General features: G+C 61.8%; 11 protein-coding genes. 5 read left to right on the top strand and 6 right to left on the bottom strand.

Annotated features, from left to right (window positions below; translation table 11 throughout):
• Positions 1-3: 3 nt before the first annotated feature.
• Complete coding sequence (gene fae / locus V3W39_RS26825; RefSeq protein ID WP_177047804.1) at positions 4-516, bottom strand: formaldehyde-activating enzyme; 513 nt, start codon at positions 514-516, stop codon at positions 4-6.
• Positions 517-834: 318 nt separating this feature from the next.
• Here fae and V3W39_RS26820 point away from each other — a divergent pair, with 318 nt between their 5' ends.
• Both V3W39_RS26820 and V3W39_RS26815 read left to right on the top strand, forming a co-directional pair.
• Positions 835-2085, top strand: a complete 1251-nt coding sequence (locus tag V3W39_RS26820; RefSeq protein WP_177047802.1) for a ribonucleotide-diphosphate reductase subunit beta — start codon at positions 835-837, stop codon at positions 2083-2085.
• Between the two features lie 52 nt (positions 2086-2137).
• Complete coding sequence (locus V3W39_RS26815; protein WP_003208512.1) at positions 2138-2626, top strand: DUF1289 domain-containing protein; 489 nt, start codon at positions 2138-2140, stop codon at positions 2624-2626.
• 124 nt (positions 2627-2750) lie between these two features.
• Here the strand turns inward: V3W39_RS26815 and mdeB are convergent, their stop codons facing one another.
• Positions 2751-5429: an alpha-ketoglutarate dehydrogenase gene (mdeB, locus tag V3W39_RS26810; protein ID WP_330213682.1), complete on the bottom strand. Its 2679-nt coding sequence runs from the start codon at positions 5427-5429 to the stop codon at positions 2751-2753.
• A gap of 191 nt (positions 5430-5620) precedes the next feature.
• Here mdeB and V3W39_RS26805 point away from each other — a divergent pair, with 191 nt between their 5' ends.
• The 3 genes from V3W39_RS26805 (at position 5621) to V3W39_RS26795 (ending at position 8298) form a co-directional block, all read left to right on the top strand.
• Positions 5621-6547 (top strand): class I SAM-dependent methyltransferase, encoded by a 927-nt coding sequence (locus tag V3W39_RS26805; protein WP_259198387.1) that lies wholly within the window; start codon positions 5621-5623, stop codon positions 6545-6547.
• A gap of 148 nt (positions 6548-6695) precedes the next feature.
• Entirely contained in the window at positions 6696-7412 is a 717-nt protein-coding gene (pcsA, locus tag V3W39_RS26800) for a phosphatidylcholine synthase (protein WP_177047796.1), read from the top strand.
• 106 nt (positions 7413-7518) lie between these two features.
• Positions 7519-8298 (top strand): TSUP family transporter, encoded by a 780-nt coding sequence (locus V3W39_RS26795; protein WP_177047794.1) that lies wholly within the window; start codon positions 7519-7521, stop codon positions 8296-8298.
• On the opposite strand, the gene nudC is transcribed toward V3W39_RS26795, so the two are convergent.
• From nudC to V3W39_RS26775, 4 genes are all read right to left on the bottom strand, one after another.
• Positions 8266-9099 (bottom strand): NAD(+) diphosphatase, encoded by an 834-nt coding sequence (gene nudC, locus V3W39_RS26790; protein WP_177047792.1) that lies wholly within the window; start codon positions 9097-9099, stop codon positions 8266-8268. The two genes, V3W39_RS26795 and nudC, sit on opposite strands and share 33 nt — an antisense overlap.
• Positions 9100-9105: 6 nt before the next feature.
• Complete coding sequence (locus V3W39_RS26785) at positions 9106-9918, bottom strand: crotonase/enoyl-CoA hydratase family protein (RefSeq protein ID WP_177047790.1); 813 nt, start codon at positions 9916-9918, stop codon at positions 9106-9108.
• A gap of 223 nt (positions 9919-10141) precedes the next feature.
• Positions 10142-11437, bottom strand: coding sequence for an ATP-binding protein (locus V3W39_RS26780; protein WP_177131511.1), 1296 nt, complete (start codon positions 11435-11437; stop codon positions 10142-10144).
• 3 nt (positions 11438-11440) lie between these two features.
• On the bottom strand, positions 11441-12142 hold the full coding sequence (locus V3W39_RS26775) for a response regulator transcription factor (RefSeq protein ID WP_010165572.1): 702 nt from the start codon (positions 12140-12142) through the stop codon (positions 11441-11443).
• Positions 12143-12208: the final 66 nt, after the last annotated feature.

Raw genomic sequence — 12208 nt, 5'->3', positions numbered from 1 at the left:
TCCTCAGGCTTTTGGCGTGTAGAAAGGGTTGCTGATGTGATTAACCACATCAGCCAGTTGCGCGGTGTGCGGCAGGCCGGTCAGGGCAGCGCGGATCGCGGTGCGGCAGGCGTTGTAGTTGTTCAGGTAGACCGCATCCAGGTCATCGCAGGCCGGGTTGACCCAGTTGGCGGTGACGATGGCCCACTCGTCGCAGGCTTCCGGCGGCAGGGTGCCGTCGAGCAAGGCCTCGAGCACCGCCTTGGCGATCCCGGCCTGGGACGCGCCCCAGGTGGCATTGCCGTGCAGGTCGCTGCCGATGGCGGCCTTGTTGACGTAGAGGGTCATGGGTTTGACCGGGATGTTCGGCTGGGCAATCACCATGAACGGGCAGTGGCCCTGGCTTGGGGACGCCAGGCTGGTGGCGAACGCCTGGCCGGCCGGGCCGTTGCGCGGGCCGATGAGGATGTTGATGTGGGCAGCATTGACGCCTGGGCCTTCGAAGCCTTCGCCGATGTACAGATCAAGTGCTTTCATTTCGCAAACGCTCTTTTTTGTTATGGGGAGCTGGTTGGCGAATTTTTAGCACTGGCCCGGGTGGCAGCCGTAACCATTAAAAGTCATGGGGGTGTGAGTTTTGGTCATGGCCCTGCGACCATCAGACCCTTCCTACGCGTTGACCATCGTTAACACACACCATATAGTGTGCCCACAAACACAGACAACCACTACATAGTGTGCAGGAACGCAGTATATCGACCACACTATGCGCAGTATTTCAATGCCTTGAAGCCTGCAAAACGCACATTTTTGAACGCGGTCACGCCGTCAAACGGACCAGGAAGGAGTAATTCAATGCTGAGTTGGGATGAAGCAGATCAACCAGACACCGGTGACGTAGTCATCCGAGGCGCCAACGCCGGCCACGCCACCGAAGCCAACATGGACCGCCTTGACGGCGCCGGCGCTGCCGCCGCCCTCGAAGCCCGCAACGTGACCGCCAACGACTCGGCCGCGATCATCCGCGCCAAGGCCGCCCTCGACAAACTCGACGTCGCCGAAGGCCTCGCCGAGCTCGAAGGCTCCGCCGCCCGCGTCGCAGTTGACGAAAAGCGCATGATCAACTGCCGCGCCGACCTCAACCAACTCGTACCCTTCAAGTACGATTGGGCCTGGCAGAAATACCTCGACGGCTGCGCCAACCACTGGATGCCGCAAGAGGTCAACATGACCGCCGACATCGCCCTGTGGAAAAACCCCGAAGGCCTGACCGACGACGAACGCCGCATCGTGATGCGCAACCTCGGCTTCTTCTCCACCGCCGACTCGTTGGTCGCGAACAACCTGGTACTGGCCGTGTACCGCCTGATCACCAACCCGGAGTGCCGCCAGTACATCCTGCGCCAGGCCTTCGAAGAAGCGATCCACACCCACGCCTACCAGTACTGCATCGAATCCCTGGCCATGGATGAAGGCGAGATCTTCAACATGTACCACGAGATTCCATCGGTCGCCAAAAAGGCCGCGTGGGGCTTGAAGTACACCCGTTCGATCTCCGATCCGAAGTTCGAAACCGGTACCGTCGAGACTGACAAAGAGCTGCTGCGTAACCTGGTGGCGTACTACTGCGTACTGGAAGGCATCTTCTTCTATTGCGGCTTCACCCAGATCCTGTCCATGGGCCGTCGCAACAAAATGACCGGCGTGGCGGAACAGTTCCAGTACATCCTGCGGGATGAGTCGATGCACCTGAACTTCGGTATCGATGTGATCAACCAGATCAAAATCGAAAACCCGCATTTGTGGGATGCCGAGATGAAGGAAGAAGCGACCCAGATGATCCTGCAAGGGACTCAGCTGGAGATTGAATACGCTCGCGACACCATGCCACGCGGTGTACTCGGCATGAACGCGGCGATGATGGAGGATTACCTCAAGTTCATCGCGAACCGTCGTCTGTCGCAAATTGGTTTGAAAGAAGAATACCCAGGCACCACCAACCCGTTCCCGTGGATGAGCGAGATCATGGACTTGAAGAAAGAGAAGAATTTCTTTGAGACCCGTGTGATCGAGTACCAGACCGGCGGCGCGCTGAGCTGGGATTGATTTAAAGCGGCCCCTTCGGGGGCCGTGTTGTTTTAACTGTCGATGCTTTTTTATGCCCAATCAAACCATCAAGACACCCTGCGTCGGCCTGTGCTCCACCGTCTACGGAGACCTGGTGTGCCGGGGTTGCAAGCGTTATCACCATGAAGTGATTCAGTGGAACGGCTACAACGCCGAGGAGAAACAGGCGGTGTGGCTGCGCCTGGAACAGCTGCTGGTGCAGGTGATGACCAGCAAGCTGCAGGTGCTGGACCCGCAACGCCTGCGCCAGCAACTGGAAGACCGCAAGATTCGCTTTGTGCCCCACCAGTCGCCGTACTGCTGGGCGTATCAGTTGATTGCCCGGGGCGCGCGGGTGATTTCCAAGCTGGATGCGTATGGGTTGGCGCTGTTGCCGGAGTTTCGCGAGCGCAATCTGGCGGATCTGCGGGATGCGATTGACCGGGAGTTTTTCCTGCTGTCCGAGGCGCATTACGAGCGGTATATCGCGCCGGGGTTTCTGCGGGAGTCTTTTGGGGCGCCGTTGATAGCCAGTATTTAGGCGACAACACAAAACGAATGTGGGAGCTGGCTTGCCTGCGATAGCGGTGGGTAAGCCTGTATCGTTGGTGACTGACACACCGCTATCGCAGGCAAGCCAGCTCCCACATTTAGATCTTTGTCGCTCAGGAGGTCCAGGACGGCTCGCGATCGGTCTGCAACCCATAACGCTCTATCGCCTCTTGGCAAACCTGCCTGCCCAGACTCCCCTGCTCCACCAACGCTGTCAGCGCCGCCAGCACAATGTGATAGCGATCCACCTCAAAGAAATCCCGCAACGCCGCCCGGGTATCGCTGCGACCAAAGCCGTCAGTGCCCAGCACCGTATACGCCGACTCCACGTACGACCCAATCATCTGCGGCACGGCCCTTACATAGTCAGACACCGCCACCACCGGCGCGCCCTTGGGTAAACACTCCGCCAGATGACTGCACCGCGCCGGCTGTTGCGGATGCAGACGGTTCCAGCGCTCCACCTCCCGAGCATCTCGCGCCAGTTCGCTGAAGCTGGTGACACTGAACACTTCAGCTTCAACCTGCCAATCATCTGCCAGCAACTGCGCCGCGGCCTGGGCTTCACGCACCAGCGTGCCGGAGCCAAGCAGGCGCACCTTGCCGCCGGTCTGCCCGCTCAACCGGTACATGCCTTTGATAATCGCCACTTCGACGCCTTCCGGCAGGCTCGGCTGCGGGTAGTTTTCGTTCATCAGGGTCACGTAGTAGAACTCGTCCACATCGTGCTCCAGCATCTGGCGCATGCCATGGTCGAGGATCACCGCAAACTCACCGGCAAACGCCGGGTCGTACGCGCGGCAATTGGGCACCGTGGCGGCCGTCAGGTGGCTGCTGCCGTCCTGGTGCTGCAAGCCTTCGCCACCCAAGGTGGTGCGCCCGGCGGTGGCGCCCAGCAGGAAGCCACGGGCACGCTGGTCGGCGGCGGCCCAGATCAGGTCGCCGACGCGCTGGAAACCGAACATCGAGTAATAGATGTAGAACGGCAGCATCCGCAGGCCATGCACCGAATAACTGGTGGCCGCCGCCACCCAGGAGCTGATGGCGCTGGCTTCGCTGATGCCTTCTTCGAGGATCTGCCCGTCGGTGGCTTCGCGGTAGCTGAGGATCGAGCCGATGTCTTCCGGCTCGTAACGCTGGCCGACACTGGAATAGATACCGATCTGCTTGAACAGGTTGGCCATGCCGAAGGTGCGCGCTTCATCGGCGACGATGGGCACGATGCGCGGGCCGAGGGCCTTGTCCTTGAGCAGATTGGTGAGCATGCGCACAAAGGCCATGGTGGTGGACATTTCCTTGCCGTCCGCCTGGGTGGCAAACGCGCCGTAGCCCGACACCGGCGGCACGCTCACGGTAGGCGCCTGCTGGCCGCGACTCGGCACATACCCGCCGAGGTCGGCGCGGCGTTTGTGCAGGTAACGCATTTCGAGGCTGTCTGGCGCCGGTTTGTAGAAGCTCAGGGATTCGGTCTGCTCATCCGACAGCGGCAACTGAAAGCGATTGCGGAAGGCGATCAAGGCTTCGCGGTCGAGCTTCTTTTGCTGGTGGGTGGTCATCTTGCCCTGCCCGGCCTCGCCCATGCCGAAGCCCTTTTTGGTCTGGGCCAGGATCACCGTGGGCTTGCCGCTGACCCGACGTGCGGCGTGGTAGGCGGCGTGGATCTTGACCATGTCATGGCCACCGCGCTTGAGGCGGTCGATCTGTTCATCGCTCATGCCTTCGACAAGCTTGGACAGCGCCTCGCTTTGGCCAAAGAAGTGTTCACGGTTATAGGCACCGTCCTTGGCGGCGAAGGTCTGGAATTGTCCGTCCACGGTCTGCGACAGGGTGCGCGCCAGTTCGCCGTCGGTGTCCTTGGCCAGCAAGGCGTCCCAGTCCGAACCCCAGACCAGTTTGATCACGTTCCAGCCGGCCCCGGCAAACAAGGCTTCCAGCTCGTCGATGATCCGACCGTTGCCCCGCACCGGGCCGTCGAGGCGTTGCAGGTTGCAGTTGACCACCCAGGTCAGGTTGTCCAGGCCTTCACGGGCCGCCAGGGTCAGGGCCGACATGCTTTCCGGCTCGTCCATCTCGCCGTCGCCGAACACGCCCCACACGTGACGGTCGGTGGTGTCCTGCAAACCACGGTGTTGCAGGTAGCGCATGAACCGCGCCTGGAAAATCGAGCTGATGGGGCCAATGCCCATGGAGCCGGTAGGAAATTGCCAGAAGTCGGGCATCAACCACGGGTGCGGATAGCTGGACAGGCCCCGGGCGCCCGCCTTGCCGGCGCCGATTTCCTGGCGATAGTGGGCCAGGTCGGTTTCGCTCAGGCGGCCTTCAAGGAAGGCGCGCGCATAGATGCCAGGGGCGGAATGGGGTTGGTAGAACACCAGGTCGCCGCCAAAACCGTCGTTGCGGGCGCGAAAGAAGTGGTTGAAGCCCACTTCAAATAAATCCGCCGCACTGGCGTAGCTGGCGATATGGCCGCCCAGCTCGCCATAGGCCTGGTTAGCGCGTACCACCATGGCCAGGGCGTTCCAGCGCACCACCGAGGCCAGGCGCTCTTCGGTGGCCAGGTCGCCGGGGAACGGCGGTTGCTGGTCCACGGCGATGCTATTGATATAAGGCGTGCCGTGCCGGGGTTTCCAGGCGATGTGCGGCGCGCCGCCGGCGTCCGCCAGCATGTCGAGGATCTCCCGGGCCCGGGCGGCGCCGGCGTTGGCCACCAGGGAGGCCAGGGCATCGCGCCATTCCGCCAGTTCTTCCTGGTCCATCGCTGTGTGACTCACTGCACTCGCAAAACCGTTCATGGGCACCTCCGGGCTTTTTTTCCAGTTTATGTCGGTGCCAAGGGATTTTTTGACTGTTGTAAGCCGTCCAACCAATCCTTTTGAGCACAAATCACTGCCAATCGTCTAATTCAGAGCACGTTGTGCTTCAACTCCCTGAAAGCCCGCAATTGTGTTTAAAATGCCGCCCGCTCAATGACCGACGTTGCCCGATGAACCCAGACGCACTCGCCACCCTGCACGCCCATTTGCTGACCGCCCTGCACACCGTCCCCGCCGAGACCCGGCGCCTGTTTCACGGGCGTGGCCGCTGCTGGCCGGGCCTGGAACAGCTGACGGTGGACTGGTTGCAAGGCGTGGTGCTGGTCTCGCTGTTCAAGGAGCCCGAGGCTGCACAGCTTGAGGCGTTAAAGCAGATGCTGGTGCAGTTCGATTGGTCGTCCTATGGTGCCCATACCGTGGCGCTGCAACACCGCTACCTGCCGCAAAGCACCACCGAATGGCTGCTGGGCGAGGCGGTCGACGAACTGATCATCACCGAAGGCGGCCTGCGCTACCTCATCGACCTGGGCAAAAAGCAGAACAGCGGGCTGTTCCTCGACATGCGCTACGGTCGCAACTGGGTACGCGAACAGTCCCGGGGCCTGCGGGTGCTGAACCTGTTTGCCTACACCTGCGGCTTCTCCGTGGCCGCCATCGAAGGCGGCGCCGAGCATGTGGTGAACCTGGATATGGCCCGTGGCCCCTTGAGCCGGGGCCGCGACAATCACCGCCTCAATGGTCATGACCTGGGCAAGGTGAGCTTTCTTGGCCACGACCTGTTCAAGTCATGGGCCAAGGTCACCCACAGCGGCCCGTACGACCTGGTGATCATCGACCCGCCCTCCTTCCAGAAAGGCAGTTTCCTGCTGACCAAGGACTACCAGCGGGTGCTACGCCGTCTGCCGGATTTGCTCACGGCCCAGGGTACGGTGCTGGCGTGCATGAATGATCCGGCCTTCGGCGAAGACTTCCTGATCGACGGCGTAACCCGCGAAGCGCCTGGCCTGCGCTTTGACCAGCGGCTGGAAAACCCGCCGGAATTTCCCGATATCGACCCGCAAAGCGGATTAAAGGCACTGGTGTTCCGTCAAGGCTGATGCCGAAACGTCTTACGCTTGCTACGCTTAACCTACGCCGGGTGGTGAACCTTATCCCACCCTTCCCGGTCGATACTTGCACACTCTGGCCAGATTCGACGGTGTTACCCCGTCGGCTGCCCTGTTTCACCCTTTGGAGAACGCCCCTGTGATATCGACCCTGCATGTAGCCCGTCTCAAGGCCTGGGGCGCCCATGGTTTTACCGCCACCGGCGTGGTCCTGGCCTTCCTGGCCACCCTGGCGCTGCTGGAAAACTCACCCAAGGCCTGCCTGCTGTGGCTGGGCCTGGCGCTGGTGGTGGACGGTGTCGACGGCTCACTGGCGCGACGGGTGAATGTCAGCACGGTATTGCCAAGCTTTGACGGTTCGGTGCTGGACCTGGTGATCGATTACCTCACCTACGTGTTTATCCCGGCACTGTTCATCTATCGCTACATCGATCTGCCGGAGTTCACCCACCTGTTTACGGTGTCGGTGATCCTGGTGTCGTCGCTGTTCTGCTTCTGCAACGTGAACATGAAGAGCAAGGACAACTACTTCGTCGGCTTCCCCGCTGCGTGGAACGTGGTGGCGCTGTGCGTCTATATCATCCAGCCGGATGCCTGGGTCACTTTGCTCACCGTGATCGGCCTGGCGTTGCTGACCGTGACGCCGATGAAGTTCCTGCACCCGTTCCGGGTGAAGCGCTTCATGCCGATCAATATCGCCGTCACCACCATCTGGCTGCTGTGCAGCTTTTTGATGGTGGTGGATTACCCGAATACCAACCCGTGGACCTTTGGGTTGTGGTCGCTGATGTCGGCGTACTTTCTGGGAATCTGCATCTGGCGTACGGCGCTGGAGTGGGTCGGGACACACAAATAAGCAAGCGGGCCCGCTCCCACATTTGGATCGCCTCATACCCGGGTTATGGGTAAGATACCGGCCTTTCGCGCAGCCCTTTCTGCGCCTTGCCGAATAAGTCTTGCCCATGCCCTTCGAACTCAGCGTCGACCTCACTACCCTGGCGATTCTCGCCGTTGTTGCCTTCATCGCCGGTTTCATCGACGCCATCGCCGGCGGTGGCGGCCTGCTGACCACACCCGCCCTGCTGACCGCCGGCATGCCGCCCCACCTGGTGCTGGGCACCAACAAGCTCAGTTCCACCTTCGGCTCGGCCACCGCCAGTTTTACCTTCTACCGCCGCAAGCTGTTTCACCCGCGCCAGTGGGTGCATGCCATCGTCGGTACCCTGATCGGCGCACTCACCGGCGCAGTCGTCGCCCATTACCTGCCCGCCGAAACCCTGAACAAGATGCTCCCGGTGATTGTGTTCGGCTGTGGTTTGTATCTGCTGTTCGGCGGCACACCCAAGGCGGCGCTGGACAACGACGCGCCGATCAAAAAGAAATGGCAGTCCACCCAGGGCTTTGGCCTGGGCTTCTATGATGGCGTGGCCGGCCCGGGCACCGGGGCGTTCTGGACCGTGAGCACCATGCTGCTGCACCCCATCGACCTGGTAAAAGCCAGCGGTGTGGCGCGCAGCATGAACTTCGTCAGCAACGCGGCGGCGCTGACGGTGTTCATTTTCAATGGCTCGGTGGACTGGATTGTCGGCCTGGCGATGGGCGTGTCGGTGATGTGCGGTGCGTTCTTTGGCGCACGCAGCGCCATCAGCGGCGGCGCCAAATTCATTCGCCCGGTGTTCATCACCGTGGTGCTCGGCCTGACGGTGCGCCTAGCCTGGCAGCACTGGTTCAGCGTGGCCTAAACGACGGGCCAGGTAGAGGTCGATCAGGTAGCGCGCAATCGAGCGGGACGCCGGCAACGGCGGCAGCTCATGGACGTTGAACCACTGCGCGTCTTCGATCTCGTCGGCCTGGGGCACGATATCGCCGCCGGCGTACTCGGCGTGAAAGCCCAGCATCATCGAGTGCGGGAACGGCCAGCACTGGCTGCCCATGTACTGGATATTCTTGACCTCTACCTGCACTTCTTCACGCACTTCGCGAATCAGGCAGTCTTCGGCCGACTCACCCGGCTCGGCAAAACCTGCCAGGGTGCTGTAGACCCCCGTGACAAAGCGCGGCGAACGGGCCAGCAGGATCTCATCGCCACGGGTCACCAGCACGATCATGCTCGGCGAGATACGCGGGTAGCTGCGCAGGTCACAGGCCTGGCAGAACATCGCCCGCTCCCGTGGCACCTGCACCATCGCCTGGCCACAGCTTCCACAGAAACGATGCTCACGCGCCCAGGTGCCGATTTGCGCGGCGTAGCCCAGGACTTTGTACAGGGTGTGGTCGCCTTGCAGCATGAAGCCGCGCAGGCCCTGCCAGCCGCAGCCCGGCACATCGGCGGGGCTGTTGAGCTCCAGCAGGTACACCGGTTCGCCGTCCAGATGGCCGATGCCATGTTCGGCAAACACCGACAGGTCCTGGCGCTTGAGCCATTCCCGGGGGAACAGCGGGCCGTTCTGGTCGTGTAAAAAGCCTTCGCGACTGCGGGCCACAGCCCAGCCGCCCGGGGCGTCGTTGTCCAGCAGCGTTGTGGTAATCCAGCCTGGGGTCATGTTCAGTCAATCCACGAATTCGGGTTTCTGCTTGCTCATATGGGCCGCGATGGCCACGCGCAGGTCGTTGGATTGCAACATAGCTGAGTTCCAGGTGGCAACGTATTCCAGACCATCATTGATGCTGTGGTCACGCATGTAGCTGATCATCGCCTTGGTGCCGGTGACTGCTATAGGTGATTTGGCGGCGATTTCCCGGGCGATTTCCATCACGCCGGCCAGCAGGCTCTCGTGATCGCTGTACACCCGATTCACCAGGCCGATGCTGCGCGCCTCGATGGCACCGAACTGGCGGCCGGTGTAGGCCAGCTCGCGCAGCATGCCGTCGCCGACGATTCGGGGCAGGCGTTGCAGGGTGCCGACGTCGGCGGCCATGCCGATGTCGATTTCCTTGATGGAGAATTGCGCGTCTTCGGCGGCGTAGCGCATGTCACAGGCGCTGATCAGGTCGATGGCGCCGCCGATGCAGTAGCCGTGGATCGCCGCGAGTACCGGCTTGCGGCAGTTGTCGACGGCGTTGAACGAGGCTTGCAGTTCGAAGATCTTGCGCCGCAGCAGCCGCGCATTGCGGCCGACGTCCTTGCCGAACTCGTTGGCTACCGAGGCCAGCATCATCAGGTCGATGCCGGAGGAGAAATGCTTGCCGGCGCCGCTGATGACCACGGCCCGTACGGCGTCGGTGTCTTCGATCCATTGGAAGATGTCGATGATCTCGGTCCAGAACGCGGCGTTCATGGCGTTGATCTTTTCCGGGCGGTTGAGCTGCACATGGGCGACGTTGCCGCTGAGTTCGACGACAAAGGCTTGGTATTCGGACATGGCAGTGATCCTTGACTGGCGGCTGGGGTAAGGGCCGAACTATATCAAGGGTGCGTGATGGCGGGTAAGGCTGTGCATGCGCCAAAAACAGGACTGAAGAACAGCGAAGATCAAATGTGGGAGCTGGCTTGCCTGCGATGGCGGTGTATCAGTTAACAAAGATGCAAGCTGACCCACCGCTATCGCAGGCAAGCCAGCTCCCACAATGGTTTTGTGGTGTTCTTTAACTCGGTAGCCAGAGGCGGAAGCGTGCGCCGCCCAACGGCGAAGCCTGGGCCGTCAACGTTCCGCCTTGGGCCTCCAGCGCCCGCCGACTGATAGCCAACCCCAAGCCAAAACCGCCAGTAGCGCGGTCACGACTGCGATCCAGCCTATAAAACGGCTCGAAAATCCGCTCGCGCTGATCCGCCGGAATGCCGATGCCGTCATCATCCACCCAGATCTCACACCCCTTGGGACACACCTTCACCCCCACCTGAATCCTTCGCTCGCAATAACGCATGGCGTTGCGCAGCAGGTTCTGCAGGGCTCGGGCAGTCAGGCGCGGGTCCAGGGTGAAGCGCTCCACCGCGCAGTCCAGCACCACGTCCATCACGATGTCGGGGTTTTCCAGTTCGTCGTCGACGCTGCCCAGGATGCTGTCGATAAACTCATCCAGCACCACTTCCACCCGCTCCGGGGTTTGTGCCGGGTTCTGCAGGCGGCTATAGGACAGCAGCTCCAGCACCAGTTCGTCCAGTTCACGAATGTGCGCCACCAGGCCTTGCAGGCGTTCGCGGCTGGCGGCCGGCAGCTCGTCGGACAGCGCCAGGGCCAGGCCGAAATCCAGGCGCGTGAGTGGCGTGCGCAGTTCATGGGAGACCGCGTTGAGCAGGTCGCGCTGCTGGTTGAGCAGTTGCTCGATGTCGTTGGCCATGGTGTCGAACACCGCCGCCAGGCTGCCGATGTTGGAACTGGGGGGAATCTTCGTGCGTGCCGCAAGGTCGCCCTGGCCGAGCTGCGCCGCTGTGCTTTTCAGGCGCTCCAGGTCGCGCCAGTGGGGCCTCAACCAGAACAGCAGGCACGCCAGCAGCGCCGCGCCGATCAGCACGTTCATGCTCCAGTACAGCAGGTTCATGTCCAGCGGGTCCGGCGGTACCGAGACCTTGACCACCAGTTGGTCGTCGAGGGCCGAACTGACGTCGTCCGCCCAGCCCCACTCGCCCAGGCGAATCACCATCTGGTCCTTTTCCAGCAGGCGCTGTTCTTCCGGGGTGTAGCTGGCGTCCTGGATACGCAGCAGTTGCACCTTCAGCGGCGCAAAATCCGCCGCCAGGCGCACGGTGACATTGGCCCACTGCTCAACCGGCACCCGCTGGTATTCCTTGACGATCAGGCTCTGCATCCCTCGGGACTGCTCGATGTTGTAGCTCATGTAACGGTGTTCAAACAGCTGGATCACCGCCCGCGGCACCAGGTAGATCGCGGCGGCGAAGGTGACGATGGTAATCAGGTACAGGCGAATCAGGACGCGAAACATGGCTCAGCATTCCCACTCGGATCGGCTGAACAGGTAGCCCTTGCCCCACACCGTCTTGATCTTGCGCGCTTCACCGGCGTGGTCGTCGAACTTGCGCCGCAGCTTGGAAATCGCCACATCCACCGAGCGGTCGGTGCCGTTGAATTCAATGCCCCGCAGGCGTTGCAGGATCTGGTCGCGGCTGAGCACTTCGCCGGCATGCCGGGCCAGTACCACCAGCAGGTTGTATTCACCGCTGGACAGCTCCACCGCCTGGTCGCGCCAGGTCACGGTGCGCTCCGAGAGGTCGATGCACAGGTTGCCCATCAGGATCTGGTCGTTGGCCACCTGGGGTTCGGTAAGGCTGCTGCGGCGCAGCAAGGTCCGTACGCGGGCCAGCAATACCCGGGGCTCACAAGGTTTGGTGACGTAGTCGTCGGCGCCCATTTCCAGGCCCAGTACCTGGTCGTGGCTGTCGTCGCGGGCGGTGAGCATCAGGATCGGCAGCGTGGCCGAATCGGCCCGCAGCAAGCGGCAGACTTGCAGGCCGTCGAGGCCCGGCAGCATCAGGTCGAGGATCACCAGATCCGGCGGGTTGAGCCGTGCACGCTCACGCACGTGGTCGCCCCGGCTGAGCACACTGACGTGATAGCCGTTGCGTTCCAGATAACTGGCAATCAATTCGGAGAGCGCGGCGTCGTCTTCCACCAGGAGAATGTTGGGCATGGTATTTCCAAATAATACAATTTCTAAGTCGTACGCAGATCCAATGTGGGAGCGGGCTTGTGTGGG

Source organism: Pseudomonas sp. Z18(2022) (genome assembly GCF_036346535.1).
Taxonomy (GTDB): Bacteria; Pseudomonadota; Gammaproteobacteria; order Pseudomonadales; family Pseudomonadaceae; genus Aquipseudomonas; species Aquipseudomonas yamanorum_A.
Note: the sequence above shows the minus strand (reverse complement) of the source record. Positions and strands in the feature narration are given on the sequence as shown.